Source organism: Streptosporangium pseudovulgare, assembly GCF_014648055.1.
Classification (GTDB): Bacteria; Actinomycetota; Actinomycetes; order Streptosporangiales; family Streptosporangiaceae; genus Streptosporangium; species Streptosporangium pseudovulgare.
In genome coordinates this window covers 216,761-235,735 of record NZ_BMQJ01000008.1, presented here as the reverse complement: position 1 = coordinate 235,735, position 18,975 = coordinate 216,761, and the positions used below count along the sequence as shown (strand labels likewise).

General features: G+C 73.6%; 12 protein-coding genes. 3 read left to right on the top strand and 9 right to left on the bottom strand.

Annotated elements, in window-relative coordinates:
* Positions 1-541: 541 nt before the first annotated feature.
* The 9 genes from IEZ10_RS17900 to IEZ10_RS17860 form a co-directional block, all read right to left on the bottom strand.
* Positions 542-2,611 (bottom strand): VanW family protein, encoded by a 2,070-nt coding sequence (locus tag IEZ10_RS17900; protein ID WP_189247646.1) that lies wholly within the window; start codon positions 2,609-2,611, stop codon positions 542-544.
* A 186-nt stretch (positions 2,612-2,797) separates the two neighbouring features.
* A complete protein-coding gene (gene gatB, locus IEZ10_RS17895) occupies positions 2,798-4,285 on the bottom strand; it encodes an Asp-tRNA(Asn)/Glu-tRNA(Gln) amidotransferase subunit GatB (RefSeq protein ID WP_189247739.1) in 1,488 nt (495 codons plus the stop codon).
* Positions 4,286-4,436: 151 nt separating this feature from the next.
* Complete coding sequence (locus IEZ10_RS17890; protein WP_189247645.1) at positions 4,437-5,018, bottom strand: hypothetical protein; 582 nt, start codon at positions 5,016-5,018, stop codon at positions 4,437-4,439.
* Entirely contained in the window at positions 5,015-6,103 is a 1,089-nt protein-coding gene (locus IEZ10_RS17885; RefSeq protein ID WP_189247644.1) for an AAA family ATPase, read from the bottom strand. Before IEZ10_RS17885 ends, IEZ10_RS17890 begins: the two co-directional genes overlap by 4 nt.
* Before the next feature lie 48 nt (positions 6,104-6,151).
* The gene (gatA, locus tag IEZ10_RS17880; RefSeq protein ID WP_189247643.1) at positions 6,152-7,642 is read right to left on the bottom strand and encodes an Asp-tRNA(Asn)/Glu-tRNA(Gln) amidotransferase subunit GatA; all 1,491 of its coding nucleotides are present in this window, start codon (positions 7,640-7,642) and stop codon (positions 6,152-6,154) included.
* Positions 7,639-7,938, bottom strand: coding sequence for an Asp-tRNA(Asn)/Glu-tRNA(Gln) amidotransferase subunit GatC (gene gatC, locus IEZ10_RS17875; RefSeq protein ID WP_189247642.1), 300 nt, complete (start codon positions 7,936-7,938; stop codon positions 7,639-7,641). Before gatC ends, gatA begins: the two co-directional genes overlap by 4 nt.
* 233 nt (positions 7,939-8,171) lie before the next feature.
* Positions 8,172-10,253, bottom strand: coding sequence for a putative bifunctional diguanylate cyclase/phosphodiesterase (locus tag IEZ10_RS17870; protein WP_189247641.1), 2,082 nt, complete (start codon positions 10,251-10,253; stop codon positions 8,172-8,174).
* 372 nt (positions 10,254-10,625) lie between these two features.
* Complete coding sequence (ligA, locus tag IEZ10_RS17865) at positions 10,626-12,824, bottom strand: NAD-dependent DNA ligase LigA (protein ID WP_189247640.1); 2,199 nt, start codon at positions 12,822-12,824, stop codon at positions 10,626-10,628.
* A 136-nt stretch (positions 12,825-12,960) separates the two neighbouring features.
* The gene (locus tag IEZ10_RS17860; RefSeq protein ID WP_189247639.1) at positions 12,961-13,965 is read right to left on the bottom strand and encodes a methionine synthase; all 1,005 of its coding nucleotides are present in this window, start codon (positions 13,963-13,965) and stop codon (positions 12,961-12,963) included.
* Positions 13,966-14,337: 372 nt separating this feature from the next.
* Here IEZ10_RS17860 and mycP point away from each other — a divergent pair, with 372 nt between their 5' ends.
* The 3 genes from mycP to IEZ10_RS39025 form a co-directional block, all read left to right on the top strand.
* A complete protein-coding gene (gene mycP, locus IEZ10_RS17855) occupies positions 14,338-15,549 on the top strand; it encodes a type VII secretion-associated serine protease mycosin (protein ID WP_189247638.1) in 1,212 nt (403 codons plus the stop codon).
* A 101-nt stretch (positions 15,550-15,650) separates the two neighbouring features.
* Entirely contained in the window at positions 15,651-18,032 is a 2,382-nt protein-coding gene (locus IEZ10_RS17850) for a serine/threonine protein kinase (protein ID WP_189247637.1), read from the top strand.
* A gap of 478 nt (positions 18,033-18,510) precedes the next feature.
* Positions 18,511-18,975, top strand: a 465-nt coding sequence (locus IEZ10_RS39025; RefSeq protein WP_268246331.1) for a transposase, incomplete at its 3' end; no start/stop codon positions are given.

Below are 18,975 nucleotides of genomic sequence, written 5' to 3'. Positions count from 1 at the left end.
CTACGGCGCCCGGCCCTGCGCTCTCCCCCGTCAGTGTGGCCGCAAGGCTACGGCGACCCGCCCTGAGCCAGGAGCAACGGGTCGCTTCAGCATCGGCGAGGACCATGGGCCGGCGGAAAAGGAGAAGCTACGGCGAGCACGCCGTACGAACGAAGCAGGCATGGCGCGGAGGTGGGTGGGTGTTCCGGCCGGCTTCAAAACGCCGGAAACCGTCGCGCCCGAGGCCAGGCCGGAGGCCGGAGACCACCGGAGCCCAGCCACAACGCCGGCCGGAACACCCACCCACCGCAGCGCGCACCACCCACCAGCCCGGCAACCACCGGCCCGCCCCAACCCAGGCAAACACCCCCAAACGCGAAAAGCCCCAGCCTGAACGGCCGGAACACCCACCGCAGTGCGCACCACCCACCAACCCGGCAAGCGTCACCCCGCCCCGCCAAAGGGAACCGCCCCGCGACGCGAAAAGCCCCAGCCGGAACGCGCGAAACCCGCCCAAGCCATCCACCGCGCGAAAAGCCCCAGCTGGAGAAGAGGGACCCGCCTAGTCCGCCTGCTCCTGTTCCGAGTCGGAGGCGGGCGCGGAGTTGCAGGTCAGGTTGGTCTCGGGTTTGTAGACGACCTTCCTGGTCTCCCGCTTGACCTCCCGCCCGTCCTGCTTGAAGATCCGGGTCACGTCGATCGAGAACCCCTGCTGGCCGGTCATCGGCATGCAGCTGGGCCCGCTGTCGGTCGTGCTCTCGAAGGGCGTGAAGTCGTAGCGGTCGGAGGAGACCGACTCGATGTCATACCGCTTGGTGCTCCAGAAGGAGACCGTGACCGAGGTGGCGGTCGACGAGGTCTTCACCAGCACGCCGTACTTCGAGTCGTTCTTCCAGCGGAAGTCCGGCGCGGGCCAGGAGACCGTGGACTCCCGCCCCGCCGGATAGCGTGAGATGTAGAACTCGTGCGGCACGTGCTGGACGTCCTCCAGGCCGCCGAAGAACACCGCGTTGTACATGGTGGTGACGAACTGGGAGATGCCGCCGCCCACGGAATCGATCAGTCGGCCGTTCTGGATCATGGGGGCCGGGACGAAGCCCCGGGCCGTGTCACGCTGGCCGATGACGCCGTTGAGGGAGAAGGTCTCCCCGGGCTTGACGAGGTAGCCGTCCAGGAGCTTGGCGATCGTGCGGATGTTGGTCACCCGGGGCTGGCAGCAGAGGAAGTTCGTGGTGAACTCGCTGATCTTCTCCTTGATGCCGAGCCCCCGCGCCTCCGCCTCGGAGATCCGCGGCTGGACGGTCGTCAGCGTGACGGGGATCGTACGGCTGCCGCCCTCGGCGACCATCCGGGCGACCGCCTGGGCGAGCCGGTGGTCGTCGATGCCCTTGCCCCGGCGGCCGGGGACCAGCCGGGGCTTGCCCCCGACGATCTCGAAGGTCGGCTCCCGGGGGGCCAGCGCCGGATCGACGAGCTTCTTCTCGACGGTCGCCACCGCGCTGGCGGCGTCGAACGCCGGGCGCATGCCGCCCGCGCCGTCGGGTTCGAAGGACAGGTGGGCGGCGAGGGTCTCGGCGTCGAGCCGGACCTGCCTGCCGGAGTGGGTGAGGGTGACCGGGCCGGCCACGGCCTTGTCCGCGTCGGCCGCGACCCGCTTGACGACCGTGGCCGTGACCTCGGGCCTGACCGTCGAGACGGGCAGCTCGACCTCCCGGGCCGGGCCGAGGAACGCCTTCTCGATGGCGCGGGCGGCGGCCTCCCGGTCCAGCTTCCGGCCGGATGCCGGGGTGACGGCCACGGGCTTGAGGCCCTCGAAGGCGACGGCCCCCTCCCGCACCTCGATGTCGACCTTCCTGGCCAGGGCCTCGACGGTGGAGTCCAGGAGTTCGGGCTCGACGCTGACCTTGGGCTTCAGGTCGGTGGTGGCGGTCAGCGCCCGCCAGACCTGGGTCGGGCTGGGAAAGCCGCTGGACGCCTGGTCGATGGTCGAGACGACGTCGAACTCCAGCCCGGCCTTGCCGGGGTCGATCGCGTACTTCTTGCCCGCGGCCCGGACGACCACGTCCTTGGCCTCGTCGTCGGCCAGCTCGTCCCTGAGCCGGTCGGCGGCCTCGGTGGCGGTCAGCCCGCCGATGGGGACGCCGTGGACCCGGGTGCCGGGCAGCATCTTCCCGGACATGAAGATCGCGGCGGCGGCGTAGGCGGCACCGGCCAGCACCGCGAGGGCCAGCACCGCGGCGATGATCCGGCGGAGCCGCCGCGGGGGCGGGTTCTCCTCGCCGGAGGGGGACGGCTCGGGCCTCGCCGGGCCGCCTCCGGGAGCCAGGGACGGTTCGTCCCGCAGGGTCCGCTGCTGCAGAGAGCTCTCGGGCTGGGCGGCCACCCGCCAGGGCTGGGCGGCCGGGGTCACGGGCGGCAGGCCGCCCGGCCGGCCGGTCTGCCCGGCGGTGCCAGAGGGCTGTGCCGGGGCGGAAGGGCCGAAGATGTCGGGTGAGACGCCCGGGGGCAGACGCGAGCCGTTCCCGGAGACCGGGGCGATGCCGCGGGCTCCCGGGCGGACGGGCCGGGTGGGAAGGGGCACCGCCGCGAACGGGTCGGTCGGCGGGTCCGTCGGTGATCCGGCGTTCCCCACAGCCCCGGCTCCTCCTGCGTCCCGCGTCCGGCTCTTTCCTGCCGCAACCCTAAACCAGAACCACCGGCGAAGCTCCGGAAAGACGTAACAATTGGTCTCTCACGTGCCTCTCAGGCTGTTTCCCACCGGAACGCCGCAGCCGGGCTCCGGGGCGCCGGGAAACGTTCCCGGCACCCCGGAAGGACGCTACTCGGAGACGCCGAGCTTCTCCAGGATGAGCTCGCGGGCGCGGCCCGCGTCGGCCTTGCCGCGGCTGGCCTTCATGACGCCGCCGACCAGCGCGCCGACCGCGGCGATCTTGCCGCCCCGGACCTTGTCGGCCGCGTCGGCGTTGCCCGCCAGCACCTGGTCGATGATCGCCGACAGCTCGCCCTCGTCGTTGACGATCTGCAGGCCGCGCGCGGCCACGACCTCGTCCGGGGTGCCCTCGCCGTTCAGCACGCCCTCCAGCACCTGGCGGGCCAGCTTGTCGTTCAGCGCGCCGCCGGCGACCATCGCGCACACCCGGGCGATCTCGTCGGGGGTGATGCGCAGCTCCCGCAGCGGCACCCCGGCCTCGTTGGCGCGGCGGGCCAGCTCGCCCATCCACCACTTGCGGGCGTCCGCGGGCGGGGCGCCGGCCGCGACCGTCGCCTCGACCAGGTCGATGGCGTCGGCGTTGTGCATGGACTGCATGTCGAGGTCGGACACGCCCCACTCCCGCTGCAGCCGCTTGCGCCGCGCGCCGGGCAGCTCCGGCAGAGATGCCTTGAGCTCGGCGACCCAGGCGGGGTCGGGGGCGATCGGCACCAGGTCGGGCTCGGGGAAGTAGCGGTAGTCCTGCGCCTCCTCCTTGGACCGTCCGGGCGTGGTGGAGCCGGTGTCCTCGTGGAAGTGGCGGGTCTCCTGGATGATCCGGCCGCCGCCGGCCAGGACGGCCGCCTGGCGCTCGATCTCACCGCGGACGGCGCGCTCGACGCTGCGCAGCGAGTTGACGTTCTTGGTCTCGGTACGGGTGCCCCACTCCGAGGAGCCGCGCGGCATGAGGGAGACGTTCACGTCGAACCGCATGGAGCCCTCCTCCATGCGGACGTCCGAGACGCCGAGGCCGCGGACGAGCTCGCGCAGCTCGGTGCCGTAGGCGCGGGCGACCTCGGGGGCGAGCCGGTCGGTGCCCGGGATCGGCTTGGTGACGATCTCCACCAGCGGGATGCCGGCCCGGTTGTAGTCGACGATGGAGTAGTCGGCGCCGTGGATGCGGCCGGTCGCGCCGCCCACGTGGGTGGACTTGCCGGTGTCCTCCTCCAGGTGGACCCGCTCGATCTCGACCCGCACGACCTCGCCGTTCACCTCGACGTCGAGGTAGCCGTCGAAGCACAGCGGCTCGTCGTACTGGCTGATCTGGTAGTTCTTCGGCATGTCCGGATAGAAGTAGTTCTTCCGGGCGAAGCGGCACCACTCGGCGATCGAGCAGTTGAGGGCCAGGCCGATGCGGATCGTCGCCTCGATGGCCGCGGCGTTGGCCGTCGGCAGCGCGCCGGGCAGGGCCAGGCAGACCGGGCAGACGTGCGTGTTCGGCGGGGCGCCGAACGTGGTCGGGCAACCGCAGAACATCTTCGACGCCGTACCGAGCTCGACGTGCGTCTCCAGGCCGAGCACCGGCTCGAAGCGCTCCAGCGCCTCGTCGTACGGCATCAGCGTTTCCGTGCTCACTGGTCGCTCACCACTCCTCGTTCGCTGCGCGGAGCGCTCGTGCCCCGCACTCCGCTCCGCTCAGTGCGTCGGGTTCTCTCCCGCTCACTGGTCGTTCACCATTTTCCCTGTTCGCTGCGAGCGGCCGTGCCGCTCACAGGTAACCAAGTCCTTTCAGTGCGTTCCGCGTCTCGGCCACCCAGTCCGCGTAGGCGGGCACCTGGGCCAGCACGCCGAGATCGATGTTCCGTCCGATGTACTGGAAGTAGTCGCGCAGGGGCTTGCCCCGCCGGGGGACGGTCGCGGCCAGGACCTCGCCGGGGTCCGCGATCCTGGCGACGTCACGAGGCCGGGCGGGCAGCCGGCTGAGGTCGCTTCCCTCCAGTTTCGCCCATACTCCGGGGTCGGCGAGCAGCCACGCGTCGGTGTCGCCCAGGCTGACCACCGGAACCAGGTAGTGGGAGTGGTACCGGACGCCGTCGGCCCGCCCGCCGATCTTGCCGCGCTCCCACTCGACGTTGTGCGTGAACAGCAGGTGGCAGTCGGCCGCGAGCTCCTGCATCGCGGCGACCACGCGGTCGCGGCTGCAGGTCACGACCTCCGTCGCCTCGACGTCGACCACGTGGGGCGACATCCAGGTCAGCTCCCGGAGCTGCCGGGAGATCACGATGCCGAGGAAGCTCTCGGCGGCCTCCCCCTCCGCGATCAGGCCGGGGACCAGCGAGCGGGGCGTCATGCCGCCGCGCCGAGGTATTCGCGGACCTGCCGGGGCGAGACGAACGTGCCCGGCTCGCCGTACGGCTGGACCGACTTGGCCACGGTCACCCGCGACACCCGGTCGTTGTCGGGGTCGACGCGGACGGCGGTGTCGAGGAAGGTCAGCGCGTCCGGGTCGGTGCGGTAGGTCTCGGCCACCACGGCCGGGGAGTGGCTGGTGACGATCACCTGCCGGAACGGCTCGGCGCCCCCGGGCATGGCGACCCGCTGCCGGACGCGCCGGAGCAGCTCGCCGACGCGGGCGGGGTGCACGCCGCTCTCGATCTCCTCCACCAGGAGCGTGCAGGGGTGGTCGGGGTCGTGCAGGGCCGCCAGCAGGGCGAGGACCCGCAGGGTGCCGTCCGACAGCAGCGCGGCCGGGGCCGGCCCCTGGCCGTCGAAGACCAGGTCGAAGGAGCACTCTCCCCGCTCGACGTGGGGCACCAGCCCGGCCACGCCGGGCACGACCCCGGCGAGGTCGGCCACCAGGTCGGCCAGCGCCGCCGTCCCGGCCATCCGGGCGAGCACCGCGGCGAGGTTGGTGCCGTCGCCGGTGAGCGGCCCGGTGCCGGCCGGGACGCTCCTGCGGCGCATGGCCCGCGGCGACGGCGCGTGCCTGCGCCACGCCCGCACCGTACGGTGGGGCGTGGTCTCCGGCTCCGGGTCCTCCACCACCAGTTCCAGCAGCTCCTCCGGGATCTGGCGGACGGCGTGGCTGACGACCGGGCCGCTGGCCCGGGGAATCCGCAGCACCATCTCGGCGCCCGCGTCGATCCGGATCGGCAGCAGCGCGCCGGGTTCCGGGGCGACCAGGGCCTCGACCGAGACGACGAAGCCCGGCACCGGGGTGCCGCCTGCCACCCGGTGGAACTGCTCGGCGGGCAGCCCGCGGGTGGCGCCCGTCAGCCCGCCGGACCCGGCGACCTCGTCGGCGACGAACTCCAGGGCGTCGAACAGGTTCGACTTGCCGCTGGCGTTGGGACCGACCAGCACCAGGAAGGGCGGCACGTCGAGGTCGAAGTTCAAGAATGACTTGAACCCGTCGATCTCGATCCGAGTGATCATGCCGCCGCTCCCCCCTGTCGCGCCCGTCGCCGTTTTCCCCGAGTGCCCTTACAGCGCCGGGGCCTTGGACAGCAGGGCGCCGCCCCAGCGGGACTCCAGGGCGTTCTCCACCGCGGCGGCGACCCGGTAGCAGCGGTCGTCGCCGAGCACCGGGGCCATGATCTGCAGGCCGACCGGCAGCCCGTCCTCGTCGGCCAGGCCGCACGGCACCGAGATCGCCGCGTTGCCGGCCATGTTGGCCGGGATGGTGCACAGGTCGGCGAGGTACATCGCCATCGGGTCGTCGGCGCGCTCGCCGATCGGGAACGCCGTGGTCGGCGTGGTGGGCGAGACGAGCACGTCCACCTGGCCGAAGGCCGCCTCGAAGTCGCGGGCGATCAGCGTGCGGACCTTCTGCGCCTGGCCGTAGTAGGCGTCGTAGTAGCCGCTGGACAGCGCGTAGGTGCCGAGGATGATGCGCCGCTTGACCTCGGGGCCGAACCCGGCGGCCCGGGTCAGCGCCATGACCTCCTCGGCGCTGCGCGTGCCGTCGTCGCCGACGCGCAGGCCGTACCGCATGGCGTCGAAGCGGGCGAGGTTGGACGAGCACTCCGACGGCGCGATGAGGTAGTACGCCGGCAGGGCGACGGTGAACGACGGGCAGGAGACCTCGACGACCTTGGCGCCGAGCGACTCCAGCAGCTCCACCGTCTCGTGGAAGCGGGCGAGCACGCCCGGCTGGTAACCCTCGCCGCCGAACTCCTTGACCACGCCGATGCGCAGCCCCGCCACGTCGCCCTGGCGGGCGGCCTCGACGACGCTCGGCACCGGGGCGTCGATGGACGTCGAGTCGAGCGGGTCGTGGCCGGAGAACGCCTCCTGCAGCAGCGCGGCGTCCATGACGTTGCGGGCGAACGGGCCCGGGGTGTCCAGGGAGCTCGCGAAGGCGATCAGGCCGTAGCGGGAGGAGCCGCCGTAGGTCGGCTTCATTCCGACGATGCCGGTGACCGCGGCGGGCTGACGGATCGAGCCGCCGGTGTCGGTGCCGGTGGACAGCGGCGCCTCGTAGGCGGCGACCGCGGCCGACGAGCCGCCGGAGGAGCCGCCCGGGATGCGTGACAGGTCCCACGGGTTGCGGGTGGGGCCGTACGCGGAGTTCTCGGTGGAGGAGCCCATCGCGAACTCGTCGAGGTTGGTCTTGCCGAGGATCACCAGCCCGGCCTCGCGCAGCCGCCGCGTCACCGTCGCGTCGTACGGCGGGCGCCAGCCTTCGAGGATCTTCGAGCCGGCGGTGGTCGGCATGTCGGCGGTGGTGAAGACGTCCTTGTGCGCGATCGGCACGCCCGCGAGCGGGCCGAGGCGCTCCCCGGCGGCCCGGCGGGCGTCGACGGTGCGGGCCTGCTCCAGGGTCGTCTCGGCGTCGACGTGGAGGAAGGCGTTGACCTGCGGCTCCACCGCGGCGATCCGGTCGAGGTGGGCCTGGGCGACCTCGACGGCCGAGACCTCGCCCGAGGCGATCAGCGCGCCGAGTTCGGCGGCGGTCTTGTGAGTGAGGCTCATGCTTCCTCCCCGAGGATGCGCGGAACGCGGAAGCGTTCGTCCTCGACCGCGGGGGCGCCGGCCAGCGCCTGCTCAGGCGTGAGGCCGGGCCGTACCTCGTCGGGGCGGTAGACGTTGGTGAGCGGGAGCGCGTGCGAGGACGGCGGGATGTCGTCGGCCGCCACCTCGGCGACGCGGGCGACCGCACCGATGATCACATCGAGCTGGGCGGCGAAGTGGTCGAGTTCCTCGTCGGCCAGCGCCAGCCGGGACAGCCGGGCGAGGTGAGCGACCTCGTCGCGGGTTATGGCGGACATGAGTCGTTGAACCCGTCTCGTGGAATGGCAATTGGACACTGTCATCTTAGGGCGCGTGACCCAACGTGCCTGACCCCTCGCCCCCCACGGCCCGCCCGGGGACCGGTGCCGCGCCCGGCCCGCGGGCGGCCCCGCCGCTCGCGACCCGCCCCGCGACCCGCCCCGCGGTCCGGCGCGGAAGGCGGGACGGCGCGGAAGACGGGACCGCGCGGGAGGCGGACGGCGGGGCGGTGTCACGCCGTCCGGGCGTCGAGGACCTCTCCGGAGCGCAGCAGGGCCAGGCCGGGTAGGGCGCGGCCGCGGTGCTCGTGCAGCCAGGCGGTGGCCTCGGCGGCGGGCATCGGCCCGGCGAACAGCCGGCCCTGGGCGAGGTCGCATCCCATGCCGGTGAGCCGGTCGGCGACCTCGGCCGACTCGACGCCCTCGGCGACCGAGCGCAGGCCCAGGGAGCGGACCAGGTCGACGATGGATCGGACGATCCGCTCGTCGTCGGCGGACTGGCCGATCCGGCGGACGAACGAGGAGTCGATCTTCACCTCGGAGACCGGCAGCCGCTGCAGGCGCACCAGCGAGGAGTAGCCGGTGCCGAAGTCGTCCAGCGCCAGCGGCACGCCCAGGGAGACCAGGGCGCGTACGGCGTCGGCGGTGTAGGACTGGTCGGTCATCAGGACGCGCTCGGTCACCTCCAGCTGGATCGCCTTGGGCGGCAGTCGGTGGTAGGCCAGGCCGGCCTCCAGGCGGTCGGGCAGCGCCGAGTCGAGCAGGTCGCGGGCGGAGACGTTGACGGAGATCTGCTCGTGCAGGCCGGCGTGCCACCAGTGCGCGGCCTGCTCCAGGGCCGCGTCCACGACGTACTGGGTGAGGTGCCGCATGAGGTAGGACTGCTCGGCCATCGGCACGAACTCGCGGGGCGAGATCATCCCGCGCTCCGGGTGACGCCAGCGCAGCAGCGCCTCCACGCCCCGCACCTCGCCGACGGCCAGGTCCAGCTTGGGCTGGTAGTACAGCCGCAGCTCGGAGCGGTCGATGGCCCGGCGCAGGTCGCCCAGGAGGTTGAGCCGGTCGGGGCTGTTGCGGTCTTTCTCGGCGACGTAGGTCTCGACGCCCGTCCGCCCCTCCTTGGCGAGGTACATCGCCACGTCGGAGCGCTGCATCAGCAGCTCGAAGTCGGGGGCGTGGTCGGGGTAGAGCGCGATGCCGACCGAGGCGTCGAGGTCGAAGGTCATCCCCTCCAGCCGGACCGGCTCGGTGAGGGCCACCCGCAGCCGCGCGGCGACCTCGCGGGCGGCGGCGGCATCGCGCACCGAGGGCAGCAGCACGGCGAACTCGTCGCCGCCGAGCCGGGCCACCACGTCGCCCGGCCGCACGCTGTGCGTCAGCCGGTGCGCCACGATCTGCAGCAGCCGGTCGCCGACCGGGTGGCCGAGGGTGTCGTTGACCTCCTTGAACCGGTCGAGGTCGAGCAGGAACAGGCCGACCCGCTCTCCCTGCCGGGCCTCTGCAAGCGCTTCCTCGGTGCGCAGCACGAGCAGCTTTCGGTTGGGCAGCCCGGTCAGCCCGTCGTGCATCGCCTGGTGGTCGCGGCGGAGCGACAGGGTCGCGGTGAAGTAGACGGCGGCCATCGGCGCGACGAACAGCGGGACCAGCGCCGGGGAGTGGTTCATCACCACCACGACCGGCGGCGCCAGCCCGATCAGCCCGGCGTAGACCAGGCTCTGGTGGCCGATCGCCGCCCGGACGACCCGGCGGATCGAGCGGCGCTCGTGCAGCGCCACCGCGCCGGAGACCAGCAGCCCCCGCACCGTGAAGTAGGCGAGCCCGGCCAGCGCGATCGCGAGCAGGACGGAACCCTCGGGCGTCCGCCCGCCCGCCGTGACGGGCGGGTGGCCGAGCGCCTCCAGCACCGCGCCGGCGGCGGCGCAGGCCAGCGTCGTCTGGGCGATGTTGAACATGACCCGGTGCCAGGCCCGGCGGGTGACGGCCGCGTTGACGACGATGCCGACCGCCTGGATCAGCACGGCGACCGGCATGCCGTAGTGCAGGAGCGCGGCGAAGATGAACATCGTCGACGGGTAGGTGCCGCCCACGGACGTCGACGACGACAGCAGGACCGGCCGCAGTTCCCCGAGCACGACCAGGACCGTGAGCATCCAGAACATCGGGCTGCGGGCGAGGACGAGCATCTCGGCCGGGCCGAGCCACCACTGCGCCCCCGCGAGGATGGCGAACCCGACCGTGATCACGGCGGTGAGGTAGGTCCACAGTGGTGAGCCCACGCGTGGCCCGGTGTCGCGAGTGTCGTTCGGGTCAGCCATGAATAACAAAACCCCCATTAGTTCCCTATGGGAGAGTACGGCCTTTGGGCCACTTCGCGAAACCGGTTGGGCACGTTCCGTTACGAGTGGGTTTGAGTGGTTCCCCGTCTTACCCGCCGTCTCTCCCCGTCTTCCCCGTCCTCCGGCCCGTCGTCCGTTTTCCCGTCCGCGCCGGCCGCCCTCCCGTTCCCCGGCCGCCCCGCCGGCCGTTCGCTCGTCCCCCGGCCCGCGTCCCGCCGGCCGTTCGCTCGTCCCCCGGCCCTCGTTCCGCCGATCGTTCTCCCGCCCCCGGCCCACCGTACGGCCCCGCGTCCCCGGCGGAGAGCCGTGAGGCGGCCCCGCCCCGGCACGTCCGGGGCGGGGCCGCCCCGGTCACGCCTCGGGTGTGACCGTCATGCCGGCCGCGGCCTCGGGCCCGTCCTCCAGGAGGACCTTCAGGCCCTCCTCGTCGAGGATCGGCACGCCCAGCTTGACCGCCTTGTCGAACTTGGACCCGGCGTTCTCGCCCACGATCACGAAGGAGGTCTTCTTGGAGACCGAGGACGCCACCTTGCCGCCCCGGCTCGCCAGGGCCGCGCCGGCCTCGTCGCGGGTGAGGCCGGCCAGCGTGCCGGTCACCACGAAGGTGAGCCCGGCGAGGGTCTGCGGGGGCAGGTCGGCGGGCGCCTCGTCCTCCATCCGCACCCCGGCGGCACTCCACCGGTCGACGATCTCCCGGTGCCAGTCGACCTGGAACCAGTCGTGGATCGCGGCGGCCACCCGCGGGCCGACGCCCTCGACCGCGGCGAGCTCCTCCTCGGAGGCGGCGGCGATCGCGTCGATCGAGCGGAACTCGGCGGCGATGGCCTGGGCGGTGGGCGGGCCGACGTGCCGGATGGAGAGCGCGACCAGGACCCGCGCCACGGTCGTCTCCTCCTTCGTCTTGGCCCGCTCCAGCTCCTGGAGCATCTTCTCGGCGTTCTTGCTCAGCCCGCCGCTCTGGTTGGCGAAGAAGGAGACGATCCTCGGCTCGCCGGTCTCCGGGTCGGTCTTGGGCAGTCCGGTGTCGGGGTCGCGGACCACCGAGCGGATCGGCAGCAGCTGCTCGGCGGTCAGGTCGAACAGGTCGGCCTCGGTGCGGATCAGCGGCTGCTGCGGGGGCAGCGGCTGGGTCAGCGCGGTGGCCGCGACGTAGCCCAGGCCCTCGATGTCGAAGGCCCGGCGGCCGGCCGCGAAGAAGATCCGCTCGCGGAGCTGGGCGGGGCAGGACCTGGTGTTGGGGCAGCGCAGGTCGGCGTCGCCCTCCTTCTCGTAGGCCAGCTCGGTGCCGCACTCCGGGCAGTGCGTCGGCATCACGAACTCCCGCTCACTGCCGTCGCGCAGCTCCTCGACCGGCTTGACGATCTCCGGGATCACGTCGCCCGCCTTGCGCAGCACCACCGTGTCGCCGATCCGCACGCCCTTGCGCACGACCTCGGAGGCGTTGTGCAGGGTGGCGCGCTCGACCGTGGAACCGGACACGACGATCGGCTCCATGACGCCGAACGGGGTGACCCGGCCGGTGCGGCCGACACCCACCTGGATGTCGAGGAGCCTGGTGTTGACCTCCTCCGGCGGGTACTTGTAGGCGATCGCCCAGCGCGGCGCCCGGCTGGTGGAGCCGAGCTCGCGCTGGAGCGTGAGGCCGTCGACCTTCACCACGACGCCGTCGATCTCGTAGGCGGGGTCGTGGCGGTGCCCGCGGTAGTACTCGATGTAGGCGTTGATCTCGTCGAGGCCGCCGACGACCCGGTAGAGGTCGCTCACCGGCAGCCCGAACTCCCGCAGCCGCTCGTAGATCTGCGACTGCGAGGCGGGCATCGGGGCGCCGCCCTCCCAGGGGCCGACCCCGTGGACGATCATCCGCAGCGGCCGCCGCGCGGTCTCCCGCGGGTCCTTCATCCGCAGCGAGCCCGCGGCGGAGTTGCGCGGGTTGGCGAACGGCTGCCTGCCGGCCTCGACCAGCTGCTCGTTGAGCCGCTTGAACCCCTCGACGGGCATGTAGACCTCGCCCCGGACCTCCAGCAGGTCGGGGACGCCGTCGCCGGACAGGCGCTGCGGCACGTCGGCGAGGGTCCGCACGTTGGCCGTCACGTCCTCGCCGACCCGGCCGTCGCCGCGGGTGGCCCCGCGCACCAGGCGGCCCTTCTCGTACACCAGCGCGATCGCCAGGCCGTCGATCTTCAGCTCGCACAGGTAGGGGGCCGGGTCGCGCTCGGCCAGCCGCTCGGCCCTCGCCTGCCAGGCGGCGACCTCGTCGGCGTTGAACGCGTTGTCCAGGCTCTCCATCCGCCGCAGGTGGGCCACCGAGGCGAAGTCGCTGGTGATCGGCGCGCCGACCCTCTGGGTCGGGGAGTCGGGCGTGCGCAGGGCGGGGTTCTCCTCCTCCAGCCGCTGCAGCTCGCGCATCCACGCGTCGTACTGGGCGTCGCTCACGGTGGGCGCGTCGAGCACGTAGTAGCGCCAGTTGGCCTCATCGACCAGCTCGGCCAGCTCCGCGTGCCGTTTCCTCGCCGACGCCGGCGCGACCCCGGCCTCCGTCTCAGCGCCCATCACCCAAGATCTCCCCTCGTCACCGCGAACCGGCCGGTCAGGGGCCGCAGAAGCAGCGACTCCCAAGTGAAACGCTATCGCCGGGCACCGACAATGTGAGGACCGCCTCACCCCCCGGAGGGCGGTCCGGGCGGGGTCACTCGCCGGGGTCCTCCCGCAGCACCAGGGCCGCGCCGCGCACCTTCGCCAGGGCGGCACGGGCGTAGGCGGGCGAGGCCCCGGCCAGCCCGCAGGAGGGGGTCAGGACGACCTGCGAGGCGAGCGTCGCGGCGGGGAAGCCGAGGCGGCGCCAGAGCTCGACGGCGGGCCGGGCGACCACCCCCACGTCGGGCAGCGGGGCGCCGGCACCGGGCACCACGCCGAGGAACAGGGCGGTCCCGGCCTCGATCGCCTCGCCGATCGCGTCCTCGTCGCGCCGCCGGAGCAGGGCGGCGTCGAGCGAGATCCCCCGGGCGCCCGCCGTACGGAGGAGCGCGAAGGGCACGTCCGGGGCGCAGCAGTGCACGATCGGGAACGCCCCGGCGGGCAGCACCGCGCCCAGCCGTTCGGCGGCGATCTGGGGATCCACGGCCGGCAGCCGCCCGAAGCCCGAGGCGGTCGGCACCGTGCCGGCCAGGACGCCCGGCAGCCCCGGCTCGTCGAGCTGCAGGACGATCTCCGTGGCCCCCGGAACCCTGCGCCGCACGTCGGCGAGGTGGGCGGCGAGCCCCTCGGCGAAGGAGGCGGTCAGGTCGCGCACCGCGCCGGGATCGGCGAGCGTCTTGTCGCCGTGCCGCAGCTCGATCGCCCCGGCCAGCGTCCACGGCCCGGCCGCCTGGATCTTCAGCGGGCCCTCGTACCCCTGCGCCGCCTCCTCCAGCGCGTCGAGGTCGCGCCGCAGGTGGTCGCGGGCCCGCTTCAGGTCGCGTCCCGGCCGGTCGGTGAAGCGCCACCCGGACGGCTGCACCTCCACCGGCAGCTCGACCAGCAGCGAGGCGGCCCTGCCGACCATGTCGGCGCCGACGCCGCGCGCGGGCAGCTCCGGGAGGTACGGCAGGGCGGGCAGCTCGCCGAAGACGATCCTGACCGCCTCAACGTGGTCCTCCCCCGGGTGGGATCCGATCCCGGTGGCGGTCGCCTCGCCCCACGGATACTCGCTCATGCCGCTCCTCGCCGCGTTCCTCCGCGAACCGGACGGCCGCCGTCACGTCCGGCGGCCCGTCCTCGCACGACAGCAGCTTAGGGCGGTCCGGTGGCGTCCACCGACCGCCCGGCGGTGCTCCCGGGCCGTACGGCGCCCTCCCTGACGGCCCGGCGACGTCCTGCCTGACGGCCCGGCGGCGTCCCCCGCGGGACGGTGGCCCTCCCGGGCCGCACGGCCGTGTCCCCAGGCCGTCCCCGGGCGGTCCCCGGGCGGTCCCCGGGCGGGGATTCGGCCGTCGGCATGACGTCCCTTGATCGGGTTGAGTAGTGTTTCGCCCGGTATTCACCCAGCCCGGGGGGACACATGGTGATCGGCCGGACACTAGCCGCCGTGTCGCTGCTGGCGGCGGCCGCGGCGCCGGGACCGTCCGTCGCGCGAGCGGCCACGGCGACCATGGCGCCCCCGGGGCCGCCCGCCGCCGCGCGGGCGGTCCCGCTGCCCGAGGGGCCGCCCGCCGCGCGGGCGGCCGAGCCGACGCAGTGCACACCGAAACCCGGCACGAGGAGCATCGCCGAGCCCTGGGCGCAGCGGCGGCTCAGCCTGCGAGACGTGTGGCGGCTGACCAAGGGCGCCGGGGTCACCGTCGCGGTCGTCGACAGCGGGCTGGACATCACGCACCCCCAGCTCAAGGGGGCCGCCGTGTACGACGTCACCGGCTCCGACACCGGGACGCGCGACTGCGACGGTCACGGCACGGCGGTGGCGGGCATCCTCGCCGGGCGGCAGCGCAAGGAGTCGCCTTTCTCCGGGGTCGCGCCGCAGGCCAGGCTGATCTCCGTCAAGCACACGGTCACCTCCAAGGGCGACGTGGGGAACCTGGCACGGGCCATCGCGCGGGCCGCCGACCTCGGCGCCGATGTGATCAACGTGTCTGTCCGGGCGAGCGACCATCCCGACCTGCGCACCGCGGTCACCTACGCCCAGGCCAAGGGGGCGGTGATCGTGGCCGCGGCGGGCAACTCCGAGGACAACGACTCCACACCGGCCTATCCGGCCACCTATACCGGCGTGCTGTCGGTCGGCGCCGCCGGCCCCGACGGGCGCCGGACCGACTTCTCCAACACCGGCTCCCCGGTCAGCGTCCTGGCGCCCGGCGAGGGGGTCACGAGCACCTGGCCGTGGGTCACCTACCGGGAGGACCTGCGGGGCACCAGCTTCGCGGCGCCGTACGTGGCGGGGGTGGTGGCGCTGGTCCGGGCGTACCACCCGGAGCTGAGCGCCGAGGCGACGGTGCGGCGCATCACGCTGACCGCCGACGGCGGCACCGGGGCGGGCGTCGGCGCGGGGATGGTCAACCCGCTACTGGCCGTCACGGCGGTGCTGCCCTCGGAGGCCGTCGCGCTCGCGCCGCCGCCGCCCGTCCCGCTGCCGCCCGACGCGATACGGCGGGCGCCGGCGAAGGACGTCCGGAGCATGTCGATCGCCGGGTGGGTCGCCCTCGGCTCGTTCGCCGCGGCGGGCGCGGTCGTCGTGGCCGGCATCGCGATCCCCGCGGGGCGCCGCCGGAGGTGGCGGGCGGGCGCGCTCGAGAACGGGGCGTGAAAGAGATGTGAATTATGTGAATTTCGTGACGCACGTTTGGTTCGATAGGACTAGACCGCCAATCAGCGGTTTTGATGGCAAGTTGAGCCAGAAGGAGTGAAATGGGCGATTTAAACCCATTGCTGGCTGAAGACCCAGGACGTATAGGTCCATACGTCCTCGTCGGCCGTCTCGGCCGCCTTCAGCCCCCCGTTCATCTGGGTCACCTGCCGGACGAGGACACCCTGCGCGCGATCCGGATCCTGCCCCCGCGGCCCGGGATCGACCCCGGCGCGCGAGCGCAGATCACCGACGGCCTGGAGGCCGTCAGGCGGGTCTCCGGCGCGCACACCGCGAAGCTGATCGAGGTCGGCTGGGACGGCGACACCCCGTACGTCGTACGCGAACACGTCGAGGGACGCTCGCTGCGCGAGGCCGTGACCGCCGACGGCCCACTGACCGGCGACGCGCTGGAGCGGCTCGCCGTCGCCACCCTCACCGCGCTGACCGCCGTCCACCTCTCCGGCATCACCCACGGGGGCCTCAGCCCCGACACCGTGATCCTCGGCCCCGACGGGCCGCTCGTCTGCGACATCGGCCTCGGCGTCATCGGCCCCGAGCCCGACTACCGCGCCCCCGAGCACATCCAGGCCGAGCTGACCCCGGGGGCCGGCGTCGTCCCCGGCAGGCCCGCCGACATCTTCTCCTGGGCCGCCACCGTCCTGTACGCGGCCACCGGCCGCTCCCCGTTCGGCGGGCAGCTGGACAGGCTGATGGACGGCCCGGCCAACCTGGTCGGCCTGCCCGCCGACCTGGCCGGCCTCCTCGCCGTCTGCCTGAGCAAGCGCCCCCAGGAACGGCCGGACACCAAGGCCGCCATGCTCCGCCTGCTCGGCGAGCAGCAGGTGCCGCAGATCACCGGGGACGACTGGCGGCCCGAGGCGCCGCAGGCCGCCGCGCCGGGCCACCCGGAGGCCACCCTCCCGCAGCCGGCGGTCCCCTCCGGCTGGGGCGCGCCGCCGCTCCCCACGGACGCGCCGCCGCCGGACCAGCAGGGACCGGTCGTGATGCAGCTGGCCCCCGAGCCCGAGAAGCGGCGCAGGAACGGCAAGCTCTCCGTGGCGCTGGCCGCCTGCGTGGGCGGGGCCGTCCTGCTGTCCGGCGCCGGGCTGTGGGCGGCGGGGCAGTACACCTCGCTCGGCAGTGTGGAGCAGGCCGCCGCCCAGGGCGGGAACGGCCACTCCGGCCTGTCCCGGGTCGCCCAGGGGAACGCCCAGGGGAACGGCCAGGGGCAGGGACAGGGCCAGGGACAGGGCCAGGGCCAGGGCGACACCGGTGACACCGGCGGGTACGGCGACCAGGGCGGGATCGGCGACCAGCCGACGGCCAGGGTGACCGTGCCGTGGAACGCCACGACCGACCCCGGGGTCCCGGACGTCTCGCCGATGAGGCTGGCCACGGAGACCCCGGTCCCCCCGCCGATCCCGTCGATCACGGCGTACCCCACCTCGCCGCCCGTACCGGTGCCGACGAACCCCGCCACGGGCGCGCCGACGCCCCCGGCCCAGCCCACGGCCCCGGCCCAGCCCACGGCGCAGCCCACCAACGGCAACGGCAACGGCCATGGCAACGGCAACGGCAACGGCAAGGGAAGGAACCCCAACAAGCCGGAGGTCGACCCGACACCGGCCCCGACGCCGCCGCCGAGCGGGCCCGCGTCACCCCAGCCGACCGACGGCGGCTCCCCTGCGCCGACGGCCCCGGCTACCCCCCAGCCGAGCGGACCCGCCACCCCGATGCCGACGGCCCCGACGACGCCCCAGCCGAGCGGAAGCCCGACGTGGGCGCCGACCGCGAGCCCGACGTGGGTCCCCACGCCGACGCCCACGGTGACCGCCACGCAGGCGCCCCGGCCGACGCACCCGCCGAGGCCGACGCGGACGGCCGAGCCGAAGCCCACCAGGACCTGGTCGCCGACGCCGACGCCGACGCGAACGGTGAAGCCGACGCCGCCGCCCAGGCCGACGCAGACGGCCAAGCCGACGCCGCCGCCCAGGCCGACGGAGACGACCAGGCCGACGGTGGTCCCGACGAGCCCGAAGAGCCCGACGGCGGTCCCGCCGGCCCCGACGAGCCGGCCGTCGACGAGCGCCCCGGAGAAGCCGACGCAGCCGCCGGCCCGTAACCCGTACTCCCCCGAGCAGGTCTGCGGGGCGGGCTTCTACGTGCAGCGGTCGGTCCCGTTCGCCGGAGGAACCGCCTACCAGCTCTACAACTCCTCCAGCGGCCTCAACTGCGCGGTCACGATGAAGACCGCCAATGTGGGCGTCGCCACCTCGGTCTGGGCGACCCTGGAGGTCCAGAACGGCGAGAGCAAGACCGACCGGGGCAGCTACGAGTTCTACGCCGGGCCGGTGGTCCTGTCCGGCAAGGGGAAGTGCGTGCGCGTCAGCGGCGGCTCCTCCACCGGCAGTACGGGCTCGGGCTGGGCCAACTGCGGCTGACCCCCGCGGACGCCGTGACCGCCGACTCCCGGCGGTCACGGCGGAGCCCGCATCCCGGCGCATGAGGAGGCCCGCCTCCCCTCCACCGCGGTTCGGTGGAGGGGAGGCGGGCCTCGCCGGTTCCGGCGGCGGAAGGCGCCCCTCCGGCCCACGCGACCGTGGCCGCCCGGCGTCACGGTGAAGCCGCCGTCACGGTGGAGTCGTCATCACCGAGAAATCGGAGGATGCCCCGGTCTTCAGACCGGGGAGGAATCCGGCCTCCCGCGTAGCGGGACAGAGAAAGACGATCCGCTGTCAGGCGGATCGTCTTTCTCTGTCCCGGGACCACCCGGGTGCGGTCCCGCGGCGGGCGGACGGTCTCAGCGTCGGTCGGGGGAGCCGCGCTCCGCCGTGGTTCCGCGTGGTCATGCGTTCGTGGAGGTGGGCGGGTGGCCGGAAACGGGTCCGTCTGCCAGGGGTCCCTGCTAGAAATCGGGCTATGACGACGCTCGGTGCTCCGGGGGCCGGGTACGCCCGGTACACCTACCGGCTGCGTCTGTCGTCTGCGGCGCCGGCCGCGTTGATGGCCGAGTGGGATCGGTGCCGGTGGGTGTGGAATGCGTGCGTGGCCGCCTCCCGCGCCGCGCACACGGCCCAGGAGCCCTGCGGCCCGGCCGCCCTGGACAAGATGCTGACCGGCTGGCGCGCCGAGCACACATGGCTGCGCGAGGGCGGATCGGTGCCGCAGCAGCAGATCATCCGCGACTACGGCAAGGCACGTGCCAAGGCGCTCAAGGACATCAAGGATCGGCTGCCGATGCGGCGGCGGGCGGGCATGCCGCGGTTCAAGAAGAAGCACCTCGCCGCGCCGACGCTGAACTACACCCGGCGGGGTTTCCGCCTGACCGACGGCCGCCTGCACCTGGCCGGGGGCATCGCGGTGACGGTGGTGTGGTCGCGGGAC

What these genes read in the sequence shown, in the direction of transcription:
- gatB (WP_189247739.1), bottom strand. Translation starts at nt 4,285, where the DNA reads ATGCCGTACGACGAGGCGCTGGAGCGCTTCGAGCCGGTGCTCGGCCTG.
- IEZ10_RS17890 (WP_189247645.1), bottom strand. Translation starts at nt 5,018, where the DNA reads ATGACGCCCCGCTCGCTGGTCCCCGGCCTGATCGCGGAGGGGGAGGCC.
- IEZ10_RS17885 (WP_189247644.1), bottom strand. Translation starts at nt 6,103, where the DNA reads ATGATCACTCGGATCGAGATCGACGGGTTCAAGTCATTCTTGAACTTC.
- gatA (WP_189247643.1), bottom strand. Translation starts at nt 7,642, where the DNA reads ATGAGCCTCACTCACAAGACCGCCGCCGAACTCGGCGCGCTGATCGCC.
- gatC (WP_189247642.1), bottom strand. Translation starts at nt 7,938, where the DNA reads ATGTCCGCCATAACCCGCGACGAGGTCGCTCACCTCGCCCGGCTGTCC.
- IEZ10_RS17870 (WP_189247641.1), bottom strand. Translation starts at nt 10,253, where the DNA reads ATGGCTGACCCGAACGACACTCGCGACACCGGGCCACGCGTGGGCTCA.
- ligA (WP_189247640.1), bottom strand. Translation starts at nt 12,824, where the DNA reads ATGGGCGCTGAGACGGAGGCCGGGGTCGCGCCGGCGTCGGCGAGGAAA.
- IEZ10_RS17860 (WP_189247639.1), bottom strand. Translation starts at nt 13,965, where the DNA reads ATGAGCGAGTATCCGTGGGGCGAGGCGACCGCCACCGGGATCGGATCC.
- IEZ10_RS17850 (WP_189247637.1), top strand. Translation starts at nt 15,651, where the DNA reads ATGGGCGATTTAAACCCATTGCTGGCTGAAGACCCAGGACGTATAGGT.